Source organism: Lacisediminihabitans sp. (assembly GCF_043726815.1).
Classification (GTDB): Bacteria; Actinomycetota; Actinomycetes; order Actinomycetales; family Microbacteriaceae; genus Lacisediminihabitans.
Window position 1 is genome coordinate 35,722 of the sequence record NZ_JAYSJZ010000087.1, and the last position, 18,545, is coordinate 54,266.

At 70.3% G+C, this 18,545-nt stretch carries 21 protein-coding genes; 15 read left to right on the top strand and 6 right to left on the bottom strand.

Annotated features, from left to right (window positions below; translation table 11 throughout):
- The first annotated feature begins 66 nt into the window (after positions 1 to 66).
- The 7 genes from ACHZD8_RS13490 to ACHZD8_RS13520 all read left to right on the top strand — a co-directional run bounded on the left by ACHZD8_RS13490 (position 67) and on the right by ACHZD8_RS13520 (position 5,128).
- A complete protein-coding gene (locus ACHZD8_RS13490) occupies positions 67 to 717 on the top strand; it encodes an alpha/beta hydrolase (protein WP_394770946.1) in 651 nt (216 codons plus the stop codon).
- Positions 718 to 825: 108 nt separating this feature from the next.
- The gene (locus ACHZD8_RS13495) at positions 826 to 1,068 is read left to right on the top strand and encodes a hypothetical protein (RefSeq protein WP_394770947.1); all 243 of its coding nucleotides are present in this window, start codon (positions 826 to 828) and stop codon (positions 1,066 to 1,068) included.
- 1 nt (position 1,069) lies between these two features.
- Positions 1,070 to 1,996: an FAD:protein FMN transferase gene (locus ACHZD8_RS13500; protein ID WP_394770948.1), complete on the top strand. Its 927-nt coding sequence runs from the start codon at positions 1,070 to 1,072 to the stop codon at positions 1,994 to 1,996.
- Positions 1,993 to 2,550, top strand: coding sequence for a ferric reductase-like transmembrane domain-containing protein (locus tag ACHZD8_RS13505; RefSeq protein WP_394770949.1), 558 nt, complete (start codon positions 1,993 to 1,995; stop codon positions 2,548 to 2,550). The genes ACHZD8_RS13500 and ACHZD8_RS13505 overlap by 4 nt, the downstream gene beginning before the upstream one ends.
- Entirely contained in the window at positions 2,547 to 3,797 is a 1,251-nt protein-coding gene (locus tag ACHZD8_RS13510) for an NADH-ubiquinone oxidoreductase-F iron-sulfur binding region domain-containing protein (RefSeq protein WP_394770950.1), read from the top strand. The genes ACHZD8_RS13505 and ACHZD8_RS13510 overlap by 4 nt, the downstream gene beginning before the upstream one ends.
- Positions 3,794 to 4,027 carry a ferredoxin gene (locus ACHZD8_RS13515; RefSeq protein WP_394770951.1) on the top strand — a complete coding sequence of 78 codons (234 nt, stop codon included), beginning with the start codon at positions 3,794 to 3,796 and terminating at the stop codon, positions 4,025 to 4,027. Before ACHZD8_RS13510 ends, ACHZD8_RS13515 begins: the two co-directional genes overlap by 4 nt.
- Positions 4,028 to 4,228: 201 nt before the next feature.
- Positions 4,229 to 5,128, top strand: coding sequence for a hypothetical protein (locus tag ACHZD8_RS13520; protein ID WP_394770952.1), 900 nt, complete (start codon positions 4,229 to 4,231; stop codon positions 5,126 to 5,128).
- Between the two features lie 15 nt (positions 5,129 to 5,143).
- On the opposite strand, the gene ACHZD8_RS13525 is transcribed toward ACHZD8_RS13520, so the two are convergent.
- The gene (locus ACHZD8_RS13525) at positions 5,144 to 5,941 is read right to left on the bottom strand and encodes an SDR family NAD(P)-dependent oxidoreductase (RefSeq protein WP_394770953.1); all 798 of its coding nucleotides are present in this window, start codon (positions 5,939 to 5,941) and stop codon (positions 5,144 to 5,146) included.
- Positions 5,942 to 5,985: 44 nt separating this feature from the next.
- Here ACHZD8_RS13525 and ACHZD8_RS13530 point away from each other — a divergent pair, with 44 nt between their 5' ends.
- Entirely contained in the window at positions 5,986 to 6,741 is a 756-nt protein-coding gene (locus tag ACHZD8_RS13530; protein WP_394770954.1) for a dienelactone hydrolase family protein, read from the top strand.
- 70 nt (positions 6,742 to 6,811) lie between these two features.
- Here ACHZD8_RS13530 and ACHZD8_RS13535 read toward each other — a convergent pair whose 3' ends face one another.
- On the bottom strand, positions 6,812 to 7,996 hold the full coding sequence (locus ACHZD8_RS13535; protein ID WP_394770955.1) for a MarP family serine protease: 1,185 nt from the start codon (positions 7,994 to 7,996) through the stop codon (positions 6,812 to 6,814).
- Between the two features lie 292 nt (positions 7,997 to 8,288).
- On the opposite strand from ACHZD8_RS13535, the gene ACHZD8_RS13540 reads away from it, so the two are divergent.
- Positions 8,289 to 9,464, top strand: a complete 1,176-nt coding sequence (locus tag ACHZD8_RS13540; RefSeq protein WP_394770956.1) for a S1C family serine protease — start codon at positions 8,289 to 8,291, stop codon at positions 9,462 to 9,464.
- Between the two features lie 25 nt (positions 9,465 to 9,489).
- Here ACHZD8_RS13540 and ACHZD8_RS13545 read toward each other — a convergent pair whose 3' ends face one another.
- Positions 9,490 to 10,173 carry an RNase H family protein gene (locus ACHZD8_RS13545; RefSeq protein WP_394770957.1) on the bottom strand — a complete coding sequence of 228 codons (684 nt, stop codon included), beginning with the start codon at positions 10,171 to 10,173 and terminating at the stop codon, positions 9,490 to 9,492.
- A 271-nt stretch (positions 10,174 to 10,444) separates the two neighbouring features.
- Here ACHZD8_RS13545 and ACHZD8_RS13550 point away from each other — a divergent pair, with 271 nt between their 5' ends.
- Positions 10,445 to 11,914, top strand: a complete 1,470-nt coding sequence (locus ACHZD8_RS13550; protein WP_394770958.1) for a phytoene desaturase family protein — start codon at positions 10,445 to 10,447, stop codon at positions 11,912 to 11,914.
- On the opposite strand, the gene ACHZD8_RS13555 is transcribed toward ACHZD8_RS13550, so the two are convergent.
- From ACHZD8_RS13555 to ACHZD8_RS13565, 3 genes are all read right to left on the bottom strand, one after another.
- Positions 11,911 to 12,492: an HdeD family acid-resistance protein gene (locus ACHZD8_RS13555; protein ID WP_394770959.1), complete on the bottom strand. Its 582-nt coding sequence runs from the start codon at positions 12,490 to 12,492 to the stop codon at positions 11,911 to 11,913. The genes ACHZD8_RS13550 and ACHZD8_RS13555 overlap by 4 nt on opposite strands.
- A gap of 20 nt (positions 12,493 to 12,512) precedes the next feature.
- On the bottom strand, positions 12,513 to 12,926 hold the full coding sequence (locus ACHZD8_RS13560; protein WP_394770960.1) for a DUF805 domain-containing protein: 414 nt from the start codon (positions 12,924 to 12,926) through the stop codon (positions 12,513 to 12,515).
- Between the two features lie 519 nt (positions 12,927 to 13,445).
- Positions 13,446 to 14,216, bottom strand: coding sequence for a lysophospholipid acyltransferase family protein (locus ACHZD8_RS13565; RefSeq protein ID WP_394770961.1), 771 nt, complete (start codon positions 14,214 to 14,216; stop codon positions 13,446 to 13,448).
- Between the two features lie 136 nt (positions 14,217 to 14,352).
- Between ACHZD8_RS13565 and ACHZD8_RS13570 the strand changes: the two genes are divergently transcribed.
- The 5 genes from ACHZD8_RS13570 to ACHZD8_RS13590 form a co-directional block, all read left to right on the top strand.
- The gene (locus ACHZD8_RS13570; protein WP_394770962.1) at positions 14,353 to 14,979 is read left to right on the top strand and encodes a hypothetical protein; all 627 of its coding nucleotides are present in this window, start codon (positions 14,353 to 14,355) and stop codon (positions 14,977 to 14,979) included.
- Positions 14,980 to 15,326: 347 nt separating this feature from the next.
- Positions 15,327 to 16,097: a nuclease-related domain-containing protein gene (locus ACHZD8_RS13575; protein ID WP_394770963.1), complete on the top strand. Its 771-nt coding sequence runs from the start codon at positions 15,327 to 15,329 to the stop codon at positions 16,095 to 16,097.
- A gap of 416 nt (positions 16,098 to 16,513) precedes the next feature.
- Positions 16,514 to 17,569 carry a zinc-dependent alcohol dehydrogenase family protein gene (locus tag ACHZD8_RS13580; protein WP_394770964.1) on the top strand — a complete coding sequence of 352 codons (1,056 nt, stop codon included), beginning with the start codon at positions 16,514 to 16,516 and terminating at the stop codon, positions 17,567 to 17,569.
- Between the two features lie 193 nt (positions 17,570 to 17,762).
- Complete coding sequence (locus tag ACHZD8_RS13585) at positions 17,763 to 18,275, top strand: SOUL family heme-binding protein (RefSeq protein WP_394770965.1); 513 nt, start codon at positions 17,763 to 17,765, stop codon at positions 18,273 to 18,275.
- 144 nt (positions 18,276 to 18,419) lie between these two features.
- Positions 18,420 to 18,545: 30S ribosomal protein S15 (locus ACHZD8_RS13590; RefSeq protein WP_394770967.1), on the top strand; the 126-nt coding region annotated here is incomplete at its 3' end.

An 18,545-nucleotide genomic window follows, 5' to 3' on the forward strand; every position in this document is an offset into this window, starting at 1 on the left:
CCCCGGCCGAATCGGTTTGCCCGAGGGGATGCGGATCACGCGAGGGTCTCCGCCTAGGCTGTATTCATGTCGTCAAGTCTCGCCATCGACTCGTCCGCCGTCGTCTGGTCGGTCTCCGAGGCCGAACGGGGTGAGGCGCTCGCGTCCCGGCCGTTGCTCGTGCTCCTGCACGGCCGAGGGTCGCACGAGAACGATCTGTTCGCGCTCGCGCCGCTTCTTCCGCCCCAGGCGGTGATCGCCTCGGTTCGCGCTCCGCTCGCCCTCGGCGACGGATTCTCCTGGTTCCCGGTCGGTGAGCCCGGCCTGCCGAGCCTCGTCGCGGCGGACGGGGCGGTCGTCGCGCTGCTCGAATGGCTCGACACCGTGCCGGCGACGGGCCCGGTCGGCCTGCTCGGCTTCTCCCAGGGCGGGGCCATGACGCTGCACCTGGCGAGGCACGCCCCGGAGCGGTTCGCCGCCTTCGTGAACCTCGCCGGGTTCGTCATCCAGGGCGAGGCTCCCGCCGACGAGCGGCTCCGGGCGCTGCGACCGCCGGTCTTCTGGGGGAGGGATGCCGCGGATCCGGTCATCCCACAGTCGGCCATCGAGCGCACCGAGGCCTGGCTTCCGGCGCACTCGACTCTCACGACCCGCCTCTACCCGGGCATCGGGCACTCCATCTCGCGGGAAGAACTCGACGACGTGAACGAGTTCCTCGCGACCAATCTGATGCTCTGACTTGGTCTGATGCTCTGAGTCGGCCCACAGGGCGCTCATAGGAACCGCTTAGGCGCGGGCCCGACACTCTCCCTATCGCGAGAACGCGACGGAGGAGGAGCGGGAGTCATGAACGTACGGGAACTGGGCAAGCGTCGCACGAGGGCGTTCACCGCGGCTTTGGCGGTGGCCGGCGTGATCGGCACGGCGGCCGTCGGCGGCGTCGCCCTGGCGGCGGGCTCCACGACGTCGGCCTCGAGCGCCTCCACGTCCACGTCCACGAGCACCGGCGGCTCGGCGGCTTCGGGTTTCGGCTCATCGGTCGGATCGAGCACGCCCAGCAGCAGCCAGGCCCAGACGACCGGTTCCTGACGTGCCGGGGAACGCGGCCGACTGGCCGGTCTGGAGCATGACCGCCCGCGTGGTGGTCACGGAGCCGCAGCACCTCGAGCGGGCGGTGGAGATCACCCGGCTGGTGTTGGATGAGGTCGACGCGGCGTGCAGCCGCTTTCGTGCGGACTCGGAGCTGGCCCGGCTGTCCGAGGATCTGCCGAACGGCGTCGAGGTGAGCGGGATGCTCGCGGTGCTCGTGCGTGAGGCCCTCCATTCCGCCGAGATCACCGACGGCGACGTCGACCCCACGCTCGGCAACGAGCTCGCCTCGCTCGGCTACGACCGCGACATCGCCCTCGTGGCCGACCGCTCGTTCGGCCTGACCGTCACTCGGGTGGCGATCGTGCCCGGCTGGCGCAGGGTGCTGCTCGACGGACGCCGTCTCACGGTGCCGTCTGACCTCGCCCTCGACCTCGGCGCGACCGCGAAGGCCTTCGCCGCCGATCTCGCGGCGGCGCGCGTCGTTGCCGAGCTGCCCACCGGGGTGCTCGTGAGCCTCGGCGGCGACATCGCGACCGCGGGAGAATCGCCGGCCGGCGGCTGGGTCGTGCTCGTGCAGGACTTGCCGGCCGACCCCCGGGCCACCGTCACGCTCGCGGCGGGGTTCGCCCTGGCGACCTCGAGCACCCAGAAGCGCCAGTGGACCCGCGCGGGCGAGCGGATGCACCACATCCTCGATCCGCGCCTCGGGCGCCCGGCCGAGCCGGTCTGGCGGAGCGCCACCGTCTCGGCGCGCAGTTGCGTCGAGGCCAACACCGTGAGCACGGCCTGCATCGTGCGCGGGCATCGCGCGCTCGAACTGGTGCGGGACCGCGGCCTGCCCGCTCGGCTCGTGGACCGTGAGGCCCGTGTCGTCACCCTCGGCGGCTGGCCGGCCGAGGCGGGCACCGAGGGGGTCGCGCAATGAACGAGGCGCTCTGGGCGCTCGGCCGCGGCACCGGCGTCGTGGCGCTCCTGCTCCTGACGGTGTCCGTCGTGCTCGGAATCGTGACCCGCTCCGGGCGCCCGCTCCTCGGGCTGCCGCGATTCTCGGTGACCCTCGTGCACCGCAACGCCTCGCTGCTGGCGAGCGTCTTCCTCGTGATCCACATCGTCTCGCTTTTTTTCGACTCCTACGCCCAGCTGAAGGTGGTGGACTTCTTCGTGCCGTTCCTGGGCGCCGCCAAGCCGTTCTGGCTCGGCCTCGGCACCGTCGCGCTCGACCTGATGCTGGCCATCGTCGTCACGAGCCTGCTGAGACGCTGGATCGGCCGACGCGTCTTCCGCGTCGTGCACTGGTTCACCTACGCGCTCTGGCCGGTCGCCCTCGCGCACTCGATCGGAAACGGCACGGACGGGACGTCGGTCTGGTTTCTCGCCCTCGCGCTCGCCAGCGTCGTGGTCGTGGCGATCGCGGTCGCCTGGCGGGTCTCGGCGAACTTCATCGAATTCGGGAACGCGCGGAAGGGAGAGGCACGATGAGCGGAACAGCGAGTGGTGTGCGACCGCCGACGGGGGCGGGGAGGCTCTTCGCCTCGCCGGCTCCCGACCTGGCGAGCCACCTCGCGACCTTCGGTCCGGTGCCGAACGCCTCGGCGGCCCACCTCATCGACGAGCTCCAGGCATCCGGCCTGCAGGGACGCGGGGGCGCGGCGTTCCCGGCCTGGCGCAAGTTCGCGGCGGTCGGAAGCGGCCAGGACCCGCGGTCCCGAGGCGGCGCGGCAGTGGTCGTCGCCAACGGGGCGGAGGGCGAGCCGCGGAGCGCCAAGGATGCGACCCTTCTTCGCGCCGCGCCGCACCTGGTGATCGACGGCCTTCTCCTCGCCGGGCGCACCGTCGGGGCGCGGGAGCTCTACCTCGTGACGACGGCGGCGAGCCTGCCGTACGTGGCGCGGGCCATCGCGGAGCGCACAGACGCCGCGGCGATCCGGCTGCGGGAGGTGACGGAGGCGTTCCTCTCGGGGGAGGCGTCGGCCGTGATCCGCTCCCTCGAGGGGGGACCGGCGCTGCCCAGGGACAAGACCCGACGCCTCAGCGCCTCGGGACTCGGTGGCCGGCCCACCCTGCTCAACAACGTGGAGACCCTCGCCCAGGCGGCGCTCATCGCGCGGTTCGGCGCCGAGTGGTTCCGGCGGCTCGGCACGGAGGACGAGCCGGGCACGAGGCTCGTCACCGTGAGCGGTACCGACCTCGCGCCGACCGTACGCGAGGTCGCGGGCGGCATGATGATCGCGGCCATCGTGAGGGCGGCCGGCGGGAGCACGGACGGGCTCGGCGCGGTGCTTGTCGGCGGCTACCACGGTGCCTGGCTGCCGGCCGAGCGACTGGACACGCCACTCACCCGGCACGACCTGGCCCCGTTGGGCGCGGCGCCGGGGGCCGGCATCCTGGTTCTGCTCGACTCGGCATCCTGCGGACTGAGGGCATCGGCGGCCATCGCCGGCTATCTCGCCGCGCAGTCGGCTCGGCAGTGCGGTCCGTGCGCGAACGGTCTGCCCAGGATGGCCGAGGTGCTCGAGAAGCTCGCCGGCGGGAGCCGCGACACCGCACTCCCCGCCGAGATCCGTCGGCTGGCCGCGCTCGTGAGCGGGCGGGGGAGCTGCCACCACCCCGACGGCACCACCAGGCTCGTGCTGAGCGCCCTCACGGTCTTCTCCGCGGAGGTCAAGGCACACCTGGCCGGCGGGTGCCTCGCCGATCGGCGGGCACGCGCGGGGGTGGCGGCGTGAGCCGCGAGCACCGCCCCGCGGCCACCCTGCACATCGACTGGACGCTCTGCGACGGTCGGGGCCTGTGCACGGAACTGCTGCCGGAGCGCCTCGCTCGGGATGAGTGGGGCTACCCGCTCGCCCGCGACGGCTCCGGCGGCGACGTGCCGCTCGCCACGTCCCAGCTCGAGGCGGCGAGGGATGCCGTGGCGCTCTGCCCGAGACTCGCGCTCACGCTCCGGAAGGATTGAGTCGGAGGCTCGCTGAACCTGGCCCACACAGACTCATCGCCCGGTGCGGCACACTGTGCGGCTCTTCCGGGCGACGAGTTGATCTGGTTCCAGCCTGCCCCTCGGGTGCCGGGATTGCAAGGTTTTTCTGCTCGCCGGCCCCATCCCGCGCGTGTCGCCACCCCGTACTGGGGAGTTCGCCGACACCGGGATGTCGCTACCGTGGAGGAACGCGCACAACGGTTGGGGGACGGCATCACCATCGTCGAGGACTCAGCCGTCGGCCAGCCGAACGAGGCGGTCGCGGGCTCCGTCGTCCCGGCAGTCCCGGCATCGGTCGCGGTGCGCGAGGTGATGCGGCGGCAGGCCGAGGCGACTCCGCTTTCCGCGTTCTCCCGCTTCTTCGGTGTCGACCCGGTGCCCCGGGCATCGACGCGGTGGTTTCGCGCCGCCGTCGCCGAGCTGCGCATCGCGGAGGCGCTCACCGCGCTCGGCGACGACTGGTTGGTGGTGAGTGCGGTACCGATCTCGAGGGAGCGGCCGCGGCTCGATTACCTTCTCGTCGGCCCCCCCGGCCTGATCGCCGTGAGCATGGCCTATCCGGTCGGCCAACGTGTCTGGGTGGGGGAGCGCACCTTCCTCGTCGAAGACGAGCTGCGTCCGACCGTGCAGGATGCCGAGACGGATGCCCGGCTCGTCGCCGAACTGGTGGCGGCGTCGACGGGCACTCCGGCGCCGGTGACGCCCGCCATCGTGGTGGTCGAACCGGCCGACCTCGAGATCCGAGCCCATCCTCGGGCGGCGGAGGCCATCCACTCGAGTGACTTCTCGCGCTGGCTGCGCGACCTTCCGCGCCTGCTCGCGCCCTCGTCGGTGCGACGCCTCGCGGCCGCCGCGGCCGACCCGGCCACCTGGCCGCTCGGCGTCGAGGCGCCGACGCCGCTGCCGTCGCTGCTCGGCGAGTTCGAGGCGCTGCGCCGGGCAGACGCGCGGGCGCGCCGTCGACGGCTCTCCTGGGTCGTGGTCGGGATCGCGCTCAGCTACGGACTGCTGTTCGTTCGCTTCGGCGGCCTCTCCGCGTTCGGCGTGCATCTCGCGCTTCCGGCGGGTTTCCCGCTCTGAGTGGCGAGCGCGGCCCTACTGCGGCCGCAGGTCTCCCTTGGCGGCGAGCCGGTTCGGCAGCACGCGCGCGAGAGCCACGATCAGCTTGTAGCGCAGGGTGGGGATCGATACGGCCCTCCCGCGCCGAACATCGGCGAGGGCCAGTCGCACGAGCCGTTCGGCGTCGAGCCAGAGGAACCCTGGAACCGACGCGCCGCTCACCCTCATGCGCTCGTGGAACTCGGTGTGCACCAGGCCGGGAGCCACCGCGGTCACCGACACTCCGCGGGACCGGTAGGCGATGTTCGCCCAGCGGCTGAAGCTCAGCAGCCAGGCCTTGGCCGCTCCATAGCTGCCCCGCGGCGTGTAGCCCGCCACGCTCGCGATGTTGACGATGCTGCCGGACCCGTGCGGGAGCATCTGGGCGAGCGCGGCGTGGCAGAGCCGCATCGGCGCCGTGACGAGCACGTCCAGCAGGCGCTGCTCATCGTCGACATCGCTCTCGTCGAACTGCCGGCGCAGGCCGAAACCGGCATTGTTGACAAGCAGGGTGATGGGGGCGGTCGCGTCGTCCCCGGGTTCGGAGACCGCCACTCGCGCCTCCACCGTCGCGAGGGCGCCCGCCTGCCCCAGGTCGGCGACCAGCACCTCCACGCGCACGCCGAAGGCCAGCCTCAGCTCGGCGGCCGTGCGTTCGAGCCGCTCCCGGTCCCGGGCGACGAGCACGAGGTCGTGGCCGTCCGCGGCGAGCTGTCGCGCGAATTCGGCGCCGATGCCGGCAGTGGCGCCCGTGATGAGCGCCGTCGGGCGGCGCGCGGTGGGCTTCGCGTTCATCGGCCCACCGTATCCCAGAGGCGGGGTCGTGACAGACTCGGACGATGACCGAAACGATCTCTCTCGGCGGCGGAGCCTTCGAGGCCTATCTCGCCCGTCCCACCCTCGCGCCGGGCGCACCGCCCAAGGGCGCCATGGTGCTCATCCACGAGATCTGGGGCCTGGTGCCCCACATCACCGGCATCGCCGACCGCCTCGCGGCGGAGGGCTACCTCGTGATCGCCCCGGACATCCTCAGCCGGATCGGCGTGCGCCCGCAGATCGGCCTCGAGCTCAATGCCATCATGACGAGCCAGGATGAGCGGGTGCGCACCGAGGGCCAGCCGCGCCTGCGAGAGGCCTTCGCTCCGATGCGTGCACCGGAATACGCGGAGTGGGCGATCGCCGCCCTCATCGACTGTGTCGACTTCCTCGCCGAACAGCCGGGCATCAACGGTCGCATCGGGGTCATGGGCTTCTGCTTTGGCGGCACCTACAGTTTCGCGCTCGCCGCGGCCGACGCCCGCATCCGGGTGGCTGTGCCGTTCTACGGATCGCCGCCCGACCTCTCGCTCGTGCCGAGGATCACGGGCACGGTGCGGGCCTTCTACGGCGAGAACGACCCGGCCCTGATGGAGTCGCTGCCCGGGGTGACCTCGGCGATGCAGTCCGCCGGCGTCGACTTCGTCTCCCGGGTGTACGAGGGGGCCGGACACGCGTTCTTCAACGACACGAACCCGATCGCGTACCGCGAGGACGCGGCGTCCGACGCGTGGGCCAGGGTGCTCGCGATCCTCGACGAGAACCTCGCCGCCGACTAGCCCGGTCGGGGGATGCCCGGCAATAGGCTGGGATGGAATTCTGCGTCCTCGTCCCGGGCTGACGCGTCGCTCAGCCGCGTGTGCAGTGCCCGGAGGAGACCGCGGCAGCCAGCGAGGGCGCCTTCGCCACGACGGGTGTCAGGTCGTTCGTGGTCATGGCGAAACCGAGTCGATCGGCCGTGGCGGACTTCGCGAAGATGACCCCGGCCACTCGCCCTCCGGCGTCGATCACCGGGCCGCCCGAATTGCCCTCCTGCACGTCGGCGGACAGGTAGTAGACCTCACGGGGTGCGGGGTCCGCCCCGTAGATGTCCGGCACCTGCACGGTGTTGACTCCCCGCACCGCGGCGGGCGCCGAGCTGAAGGGCCCGCCGAGGGGATAGCCGTCGAACACGGCGGTGTCGCCCTGGCCGAGGTTCGTCCCGAGCGGCAACACCCTGGTGGTGAGCCCGTCGACCGCGATCACCGCGATGTCGTGAACCCCGTCGAAGTAGACGACGCGACCCGTGTAGGACCCGCCTGACGGCGTCTGCACCACCGGCTCGGTCACCCCGGCCACGACGTGGGCGTTGGTGATGATGCGCCCCCGGGCGGCGACGTAGCCGCTGCCGGACTGGTTCTGACCGCACTGGTAGGCGTTGCCGACGATCTTCACCACGGATGCCGCGGCGGTCTGCTGGGCGGCGGTACCTGCGCCGGCGGCGGGCACCGGAATGTCCGGGTTGGAGCCGATGGCCGAGAACAACCGGGGCAGGCCGTCCTGGGCGACGAGCCCGCGCACCTGGGCCTCGAGGGCCTTCACCGGGTCGGGGGTTACCCGATCGATGGTCTGCACGACCGCCGAGGAGGAGATCGCGCTCGAGACGAACGGAACGCCGAGGGATCCGATGCCGAAGGCGAGCATCGATGTGACGACCGCGCCAACGACGAGAGTGACCGCCGCCCCGAACACCCGGTCGGGGATGCGCAGGGGCGCGCGATCCACGCCCCGGCGGAGCACCCTGCCGATCAGGGTGCCGACGGCCTGGCCGAGGCCGATGAGAACGACGACGGCGAGCAGGATGAGCGGAAGCCGCCACTGGGACGAGGTGACCCACGAGGCGATAAGCGGAATCGCGAAGAAGGCGACGACGGCCCCGGCGATGAAGCCGGCTATTCCGGTGATGCTCAGCACGAAGCCGGCTCGGAAGCCGTGCACGGTGTATGCGAGGAGCAGCAGGCACAGAATCACGTCGAGCACGAGGGAGCCGGTCATGCGTTTTCCTCCGGGATCACTGCGGTGCCGTCGTTCGCGGCCCTCGACAGTTTCGCACGGCGAAATGGCAACTCCCTGCCGCTGCACCGAACTCGGCCCGGCTCCGCGCGACTCTTCCCAGCGGATTCATACCCTTCGCACGCCCGGCTCCGATCCGAGCCATAGGGCACGCCGAGCGCGCGGGAGGAGTGTCGTCGCCGATGGCACACCGAGAAGGGCGCGAATCATGGATAGCTTCGACACAGGCGACACAGGCGACACAGGCGAGACAGGCACGGGCCCGACAAGCGAGATGGGCCAGACAAGCGACACCGGCGAGGCGGGCGGCATCCCGCGCCGACGCCGCGCACTGATCGCCGGGGCGGTGGCCGCGACCATTCTGCTCGCCGTCGGGGGCGGGGGAGTCGCCATCGTGACCTCCCTCGCCTCCTCGACGGCAAAGTCGACGAGCACCTCGTCCGGCCAGACCGTGCTCCCCGACCGGCGCGTCGCCCCCGGCGACGGGCGCCAGGGCTCGGACCTCGGCGGCACAACGCAGCGGGCGAGCATCACGACCGGCGCGGTGCCCGCCACGGCGGCCGAGAAGGTCGGCGTCGTGACGATCGTCTCCGTTCTCGACTTCGACCAGAACAGTCAGGCCGCCGGCACCGGAACCATCATGACCTCGAGCGGGCTCATCCTCACGAACAACCACGTCGTCGCGGGCGCGACGAGCATCGAGGTCACCGTGGAGTCGACCGGCGTCGCGTACCGGGCCTCCGTCGTCGGCACGGATGCGGCGGACGACATCGCCGTGCTCCGGCTCGTCGGGGCGTCCGGGTTGCAGACGGCGACCTACGACGCCGCCCAGTCGGTCTCGGCCGGGGATGCCATCTCCTCGGTCGGAAACGCCGAGGGCACCGGCCACCTCGTCACCGCCACCGGCACCGTGGCGGCGACCGGACAGTCGATCACCGTGCAGGGGGAGTCGGCCGGCTCGTCCGAGAGCCTCAGCAACCTGATCGAGGTGGACTCGGATGTCGTCTCCGGCGACTCCGGCGGACCACTGCTCGACGCGCAGGGCGAGGTCATCGGTGTGGTGACCGCTGCCTCCTCCGGCACCCGGTCCGTCGTCGGCTACGCGATCCCGATCTCTTCGGCCCTCGGCATCGCCCGGCAGATCGAGTCCGGCCGGGCCAGTGCCACGGTGACGATCGGCTACCCGGCCTTCCTCGGGGTGCAGCTCGCGCAGGGTTCCGGCGGCGCCACGGTCGGCGGAGTGCTCGACGGCACACCGGCTGCCGGCCTCGGCCTCGTGGCCGGCGACACCATCACGGCCGTCGGTTCGACGCCGGTCGCCTCTGCCGCTGAGCTGAGCGCGGCGATCGCCGCCCACGCCCCGGGCGACACCGTCTCGATCGCCTGGACGGATGCCGCCGGCGCGGACCACACCGCGAACGTGACGCTCGCCGCCGGGCCCGCCCTCTGATCCGTGGCCGCCGCACCGCGTCGGGTCAGAGGAGGCTCTTGATCGCCTGCTCCAGGGTGAGTCCGCGCGACGACGCCCTCGCCTCGAGCCGGCCGAGCTCCTCGGGGTTCAGGCGAACGACGAGAGTCGCACCCGCGGCTTCGGCCGCCTCGTCCGCGTCGTCGAGGGCGAAGAGGGCCGGTTCCGCGGTGGCCCGGCCGCCCGGCGTCCACGCCACGTCCTGGGCCGTGGCCGCGACGGCATCCCCGTCGCGCACCCACCCCGGTCCGCTCGGGATCGAGCGACCGCGCTGGAAGGCCTCGGACACCGCTCGCGCGCGGGCGTCCGCCGCCTCGTTGAGGGGATGGTTGTCGTGACCCTTCACCCATTCGAAGAGGTAGCGGCGGCCGACGAGCGCCTCGTCGATCTCCTTGAGCAGCTCGACGTTCATCACCGGCTTGCCGTCGGCCTTGCGCCAGCCCTTCTTCTTCCAGCCCGGCATCCACTTGGTGACGCAGTTGATCACGTACTGGCTGTCGCAGAGCACGAGGAGGTCGTCGTCGAGGTGCGCGGTCGCCCGGAACAGCTGGAGAACGGCCATCAGCTCCGCCTGGTTGTTGGTGGCGTGCTTCCACCCGCCGGCCGCCCAGCAGCCGTCGTCGACGTACCACGCCCAGCCTGCCGGCCCGGGGTTGCCTAGCGCCGAACCGTCTGCTGCTGCTCGAATCACGTGCTGCCTTTCGTTCTGGATACCGATTCAAGTGTGTACCAGCGGTCGGGCCCAGCACGACAGCCGTCTCGACAGTCCCGCGTTTCGGGCAGGTTACTACCGGGTGAAGAATGGCGGCCGAGGTGGACGCTGAGTGCGAGGTCCCGAATCGACGAGGACCGTATCGACGACGGCGACAGCCGCTCCTCCCTGCTCGCCTGGATCATGTCGCGGCTGAAGCGATAGCGGCGCGCCCCTCGCGTGTCGCGCGCGTCGGGGGCAGGGTGGAGGCATGGATGTCGTCGACGCGATTGTGGTGGGTTCCGGTCCGAACGGCATGGCCGCGGCGGTGACGCTGGCGCGCGCCGGACTCACCGTGCGGGTCTACGAGAGCGCCCCGACCATCGGCGGCGGCGCGCGCACGAGCGAGCTGACGCTGCCCGGGTTCCACCACGACGTGTGCTCCGCGGTGCATCCGCTGGCCCTGGCCTCCGGTTTCTTCCGGCGGTTCGAGCTGCGGGAACGCATCGGGCTCGTCGTTCCGGAGATTTCCTACGCGCATCCGCTCGCCGACGGTCGGGCCGGAATCGCCTGGCGCGACCTCGACCGCACCGTGGACGGCCTCGGGCGTGACGGCGAGGCGTGGAGGCGGCTCTTCGAGCCCCTCGTGCGGCGCGCGAACGACGTGGCGCAGTTCAGCGGCTCGTCGGTGCTGCAGGTTCCGCGGCATCCGCTCACCGTCGCTCGGCTCGGACTGCGGGTGCTGGAGCAGGGCGGCCGCGGTTGGAATTCCCGCTTTCGGGACGACGTGGCGCCCGCCCTGCTCACCGGTGTCTTCGCCCACGCCGTGCGGCCGATGCCGAGCCTCGCGACGGCGGCCACCGGGCTCGTTCTGGGCACGACGGCCCACGCCCAGGGCTGGCCCATTCCGATCGGTGGCAGCCAGTCGATCATCGACGCGATGGCGGCCGACCTGATCGCCCACGGCGGTCAGATCGTCACCGGCACCGCGATCGCCCACCTCGGTGACCTCCCGCCGGCGAGGGTGGTGCTCTTCGACACGAGCGCGCGTGCCCTGGCGAGGATCGCGGGGGAGCGGCTGCCCGAACGCTACCGGCGCGCCCTCGGCCGCTATCGCTACGGGAACGCGGTCGCCAAGGTCGACTTCGCCCTCTCCGGCCCCGTACCGTGGCGCAACCGGGATCTCGCGGGCGCCGGCACCCTCCATCTCGGGGGATCGAGGGCGGACATCGCCCGTTCCGAGGGTGAGGTCGCCGCCGGACGCCATCCGGGCAATCCGTACGTGCTCGTCTCCCAGCCGACCCCGTTCGACGGGTCGCGGGCGCCGGCCGGCTCGCACGCGCTCTGGGCGTACACGCACGTGCCCCGCGGCTCCACCGTCGACCGCACCGAGGCGATCACGGCTGCGATCGAGAGCCAAGCGCCGGGATTCCGGGATGTCGTGCTCGCGAGCGCGAGCAGCACCGCCGAGCAGGTGGAGGCCTACAACCCCAACTACGTGGGGGGAGACATCGCGAGCGGCGATGTCACGATCGCCCAGCTCGTGGCTCGACCGGTGTTGTCGGCCACGCCGTGGCGCACCCCGGCGAGGGGGATCTACCTCTGTTCGTCGTCGACGTCCCCGGGACCCGGCGTTCACGGGCTCGCGGGCTACTACGCCGCGGTGACCGCCCTGCGGGACGAATTCGGCGCAACCTCGGCGCCCGAACTCGGTCGCGATGAGGCGAGTGCGCGGCCCTAGGCGGTCGCCGACTCCCGCGCGCGCGGCAGGGTGAACAGGGTCGAGATGCTCACGATGATCAGCAGGATCGAGGCGATCGCCACGAACGCGCTGATCGCGAGGGCGGGCAGCACGAACATGATGATGCCGGCGACGATGGAGAGGATGCCGCTCAGCCAGCCGAGCCAGCGGGGATTGCCGGTGCCGCGCACGGCGCCCATGATGTCGACGGCGCCCTCGGCGATCCAGCCGACGCCGATCACGAAGGCGAGCACGATGAGCGAGCGGAAGGGGTTCGCGAGGCAGATCACGCCGGCGGCGACCACCAGGAGGCCCACGAGGCCGGTGAACCAGCGCAGGCCGGTGCTCAACTGGTCGGCCACGAACGCCACCGTGATGCGGAAGATGCCGGAGGCGATCAGGTAGATGCCGAACAGGATGGCCACGGTGAACAGCGTCGCCTGGGGCCAGACCAGGCCGATGATTCCCAGGATGAGCCCGATCACGGCGACCGCGACGGGTTCGCCTCGATGGATCTTGATCATGCCGACGGGGTAGCCGGCGAATGGGTCAGTCGGATTGTTCACCGATGTTGTCATTGCGTTCTCCTGTTCCGTGGTCACCCGGTTGTCGTGCTGCCCGGTGCCGGACTCGCCGATGCGTCGGCCGGCATGCCCGGCTGGGGCGTTACCGCGACGTCGGAGCGACTCGGGTCGCACAGGTGCACGATCAGGATGATCAGGCCGACGATCGGTAGCAGGATCCAGAATAGGTCCGCCCATCCGTGGCCCGCATCCCTCAGTCTTCGCACCGTCACGGCGAGACTCGGGATGAAGATGATGATGCCGAAGACCCCGGACAGGCTCGCCCCGAGATAGAGAGTGCCCTGGGGCGTGAACAGGTTGAAGGCGTTCAGGGCGGCGTGGCCGAGGGTGCTGAAGAGCACGAACCACCAGAACTCGGGCCGCGACGCACGACCGGTGAACTCGGCGTACTTGCGAAAGACCGTCTGGATGGACTGGGCGAATGTCACGGTGTTCCTCCCTGAGGTTTCTTGGGTCTAGCCCCATCCCACCGTTGACCCTCGGGGGGATGAAGGGTCCAAGGTCCCGAATCACCGCGCCCCTGGCGAGCGTGCCGCGACCCCTGGTGTGGGTTGGGTACACCAGGGGCCGCGTTTTGTGCCCGCCTAGCCGGATGTCGGTTGGGGCTACCACGATCTTCTCGGGTAGCAAAGGGTGGTGGCCCCCAACCGCAGCCGGGCCTTATCCAGTCGGCGGGAACGGCCAAGGATCGTGGATGCTCGCCCCGCCCGGGCGCTCGGCCGACGCTGAGCGAGACCCCGGTGTGAGGTGGTGGAGCGGCGTCATGACTACATCCTTCTATCAGGCTCGCAGTCAGGCGCCCCGTGCAGTGATCTGGACACGTCGACTAAGGGACACGGTAGTCCTCGGGCTCGCCGCGCAATAGTGCGAAAGTCCCTATTTTTGAGCCGATTCGATGAGATGGGGACACGTCGGTCGATCGGGAGCGCTCCCAGGCGCGGATGCCCTCAGCGAGGGCCGCGATCGTGGCGTTTCCGGTCACGCTCGGCGTCGGCCGCGGCGGCCTCGAGCGGGCTCGGGGCGGTGCCGCCGAGCGCGAGCGGCTGCCACCAGGCGCCGGTGCCGTCCACCGGGTACTCGGCCTGAAGGCGGTCGACGAGGCCCTGCATCGTCTGCCGAAGGCGCTCGGTGACGGCGCGCACATCATCCGTCGCTGCCACCACAATCGGGGATCCCACGGCGAAGCTCACCGGCACCCCGACCCGCTCGCGCAGGCGGATCTTGCGATTCTTGGTGAGGAGCCGCTGGCCTCCCCAGACCGCGACCGGAATGATGGGCACGCCGGCCTCCGCGGCCAACCGTGCCGCTCCCGTCTTGAGCTCCCGAACGGTGAAGGAGGCGCTCACACCCGCCTCGGGGAACACCCCGATGAGTTCGCCGTCGCGCAGCGCGGCCACGGCACTCGCGTACGCATCCGCGCCGGCCGCCATGTCCACCGCGATGTGGTGCATCCCGCGCATCACGAATCCGAGGACGGGCCTGTCGAAGACGCTCTTCTTGGCGAGGAAGCGGATGCGGCGGCGGTTGTGCAGCCAGGTCATCCACTCGATGAGGGCGAATTCCAGATAGCCGAAGTGCGTCATGGCGAGCACCGCGCCGCCGGTCGCCGGAACGTTGTCCAGCCCGCGCTCGATTCGCCTCACCCGCAGGGCCGTGAACAGGGCGGTTCCGGCCACGATTGCCGTGCGATAGATGGGCTCGGCGCGTCGGGGCTTCACCCCGCCAATGATATGGTCGGAGCCTGCGAGCGCACCCTATGGCAGAAAAGCCCTCCTTTGGGGGCTTTCCCGGGCAGGTGGCGCTCGCTTAGGTTCGGGACAGGCCATTCGGGAAGGGCCACTTCAGGGGGAGCGCATGACAAGTGTCACCTCGCGCGAGGGCGCAGAGTCGACATCGGGTGCATCACCGTCCACCCGTGGCTCCCAACTCCTGCGCGACCTGCTTCCCTCCTGGGGACTCCGTCGCAGTGCGCCCGCCCAACCGCGCGGTTGGCGCCGTCGTCCTCCCGTTGAGGCCGAGGTCTCCGCCCTTCTCGACCAGCTCGATGACGGCTGGACCGTCCTCCGCGCATCGGACGACCTCGCCAGGCTCGGCACGGATTTCGTCGTCGTCGGCCCTCCCGGTGTCTTCACCATCACCGCCGCGCGGCCGACCGGCGGGAATGTCTGGGTCGACGAGAGGGTGCTCTGGATCAATGGGCGTCCGACCGACCACGTTCGAGTCGCGCGTCGATGCGCGGACGGCGCGGCGACCATCATGACCGACCTCGCCGGTGTGCCGGTCGCGGTGACGCCCGTCGTCGCCCTGATCGACCCCGTCGACCTGAGCTTCGGCGGTGACGCCGCACGGCGCGTGCGGGTGCTGCCCGCCGACATCCTCGTTCGCTCGCTCGTTGAGAGCACGGTTGTCCATTCGACCGAGGCGGTCGACTACCTCTCGGCGGTCGCCGAAGAGTGCTCAACCTGGGGCGCCCGGCGCTGATCCGGCCGCGCTGATCCGGCCGCGCTGTCAGGCGCGCCGTCCAGCGTGACTCGTGCCGTCAGGCACCCAGCGATGCTGCGCGACCGATGTCCGACCGCACCCGTTCTGGGGCTGCCGCCGTTTCCTGCCGCGGCCTATGGTCGACATATCGGAGCTTGGGGGAGCGATGACAGACCTGGCAGAACGGGATCACGTGGAGTCCATCGCGCGGCCCACGCCGGTGCAGTCCGCGCCGGTTCGACCAGCGTCGGCAGCATCGCTGCCGGGGCAGCCCGCGCCGGTGGGCCCTCCGCTGTCGCTCCGCTGTCGCTCCGCTGTCGCTCCGCTCGCGCGGTCCGGCGTACTCCGTGATCCGCGAGTGCCTCGCCGTTCAGCAGACCGCGGCACCCCTCGGAAGCCTCGCTCGTCTCCTCGGAAGAAGCCCACTCGATCCGGCCGCCAGAACCTGGTACCACGGCGCGCTCGGCGAAATCGAGGTGGCCCGTGTGCTCTCGCAGCTCGGTGCCGGATGGACCGTGTTGCATGCCGTGCCGGTCGGCTCCGGCCGCAAGGACATCGACCACATCGTGATCGGCCCGGCGGGCATGTTCACCGTGAGCACCAGGAACCACGCCGACCGCCGCGTCTTCGTCGCCGGCAGCACCTTCGTGGTCGGCGGCCAGAAGCACGACCACCTGCGGGTTGCCCTGCACGAGGCCGAGCGGGCCTCCCAACTCTTGAGTGGCGTGACCGGTCGGCCAGTGACCGTCACGCCGCTCATCGTCGTCGTCAATCCGGCGTCGATCACGGTCGGCCGCAAGCGCCCCACCGTCACGGTGTTGGCCTCCAACCGGCTGCGACGCTGGCTGCTCGCCCGACCGAGCGTGCTGTCGGCGAGGGCGGTCGTGCACTTCTCGATGTTCGCCGAGGAGCCCACCACCTGGCACACGCAGCCCTTCGTGACCGACGACAACGGTCCGCACCTCCACGCCTTCGAGGAACTTCGGCGGCAGGTCGATTCCGCGAAGACCCGATCGGTGATCTGGCTCCTCGGTGTGGTCGCGGCCTTCATCCTGACCTTCGACCTTCTGCTTCCGGGCATCCTCGACCTGCTCGCCGGACTGGTCCGGCTGATCTAGCTCCGGGCCCGGCGGCTCGTGCGTGGTCGACGCGGCTCGGTGTCAACTCGGCGTGGTGCCAACTCGGCCGTCAGTAACTGCTGGCTGGGGCCCGCCAGCGAGCAGTTGGTGACGGTTGAGTTGCTGGGGCGCGGCGTGTGTCAACTCGGCGTGGTGTCAACTCGGCCGTCAGTAACTGCTGGCTTGGGTCGGCTGGCGAGCAGTTAGTGACGGTTGAGTTGGTGGGGCGCGGCGTGTGTCAACTCGGCCGTCAGTAAGTGCTGGCTGGGGTCGGCTGGCGAGCAGTTGGTGACGGTTGAGTTGCCAGTCGTGGCCCGCCGGGCGAGTCCGTTCGGACCCAAACGGAGGGGCCGAAGGTCCCTTCCGTGGGGCCCGGTGCCCCGTAGCGTCGCTTTGACGGCTATCGAAGGGACATCATGAAGGCGCTCGTTTACAAGGGACCTGGACAGAAATCGTGGGAAGACGTGCCGGATCCGGTGCTCAAGGAGCCCACCGACATCATCGTGAAGATGGTCACCACCACGATCTGCGGCACCGATCTGCACATCCTCAAGGGAGACGTGCCGGCGGTAACCCCCGGACGGATCCTCGGGCACGAGGGCGTGGGCACGATCACCGAGGTCGGCTCGGCGGTGACCAGCCTGAAGGTGGGCGACCAGGTGATCCTCTCCTGCATCTCCGCCTGCGGCCACTGCGACTACTGCAAGCAGGGCGTCTTCTCGCACTGCCTCGGCGACGAGGGGCGCTCCGGCATCGGCTGGATCTTCGGCCACCTCATCGACGGTACCCAGGCCGAGTACGTGCGTGTGCCGTACGCGGAGACCTCCGTCTACCTGCTGCCGGCCGGCGTCACGCCGCAACAGGGCACGGTTCTCTCCGACATTCTGCCCACCGGCTACGAGATCGGCGTGAAGTACGGCCAGGTGAAGCCGGGCGACGTCGTCGCCGTGATCGGAGCCGGACCGGTCGGGCTTGCCGCGATCGCCACCGCGGGGCTCTACGGCCCGTCGCGGATCATCGCGATCGACGTGGACGCGAACCGCGTCGAGCAGGCGAAGAAGTTCGGTGCGACGGATGGCGTGGTCTCGACCGACGCCGACTGGAAGGACCAGGTGCTCGCCCTCACCGACGGGCTCGGCGTCGATGTCGCGATCGAGGCCGTCGGAATCCCGCAGACGTTCACGATGTGCGTGGACATCGTGCGCCCGGCCGGCCATGTCGCCAACGTCGGGGTGCACGGTCATCCGGTGGAGCTCGCACTCCAGGACCTCTGGATCTCCAACATCAACATCAGCATGGGTCTGGTGAACACCGACACACTCGGCACCCTGCTGAAGCTCGTCGCGCAGAAGAAGATCGTGGCCGAGAATTTCGTGAGCCACACCTTCACCCTCGACAACATCCTCGAGGCGTATGACGTCTTCGGTCGCGCGGCCGAGACTAAGGCGCTCAAGGTGATCATCAACGCCTAGCCGAACGTGCGGCGGCCTGTCTCTTCGGGTGAGGCAGGTCGTCGCCCCTGTGGCCCTCGTCGGCGGCTCCCTTCCGAAATCCATGCAATCCTCGGCGACACGCCGCTCGGCCGGCCAGACACGCCGTCGGCGGGCAAGGAATGCATGGATTTCGGAAGGGAATTCCCCAGTTGCGCGGCCTACAATCGCCGCTATGACCGAGCAGCAGGGGTACGAGGTGATCCGTCACTACGACGGCTTCGAGTTGCGCCACTATCCGGACTACGTTCTCGTGCAGGTGAGTGCGCAGGGCAACTTCCTGCGCGCCGGCAATCTCGGCTTCCGGCCCCTGATCGGCTACATCAGCGGGCGAAACGCCTCCTCCGTGAGGATCCCCATGACGGCCCCGGTGCTCCAGGAGCCCATCACCGAGAACGCGCACACCGTGAGCTTTGTGCTGCCCGACGGCACGGACATCGCGTCCGTGCCTCTTCCGACGGACGCCCACGTGAGCACCAGGGCGGTGGCAGCCCACGACGTGGCCGCTCGGAGTTTCGGAGGGGGCTGGAGCGAGGCGAAGTTCGAGGAGAACGGTGCGGCCCTGCTCGAGGCGGTGGAGCGGGCCGGACTGCACCCGGTGGGGAGCCTCTACTTCGCCAGGTTCGACCCGCCCTGGAAGCCCGGATTCCTCAAGCACAACGAGGCACTCGTCGCGATCGGGAGCTAGCGGTCTCATCGACCGTCACCCGGGCCCGGGGATGCGCGATGTTCCGGGATGCTAAACTCGCAAGGTTGCCGTCGAACGGCCGCGGATAAAGAGAGCTCGCACATTCAGTGACGGGCACCGCGCAACGAGTGAGAGGGGCCATCTATGCCATTAGCACCAGATGCCAAGAAGACGATTATCGACGAGTACGCCACCCATCCTGGTGATACCGGTAGCCCCGAGGTGCAGGTCGCAATGCTGACCGCACGCATCAAGGATCTCACCGAGCAC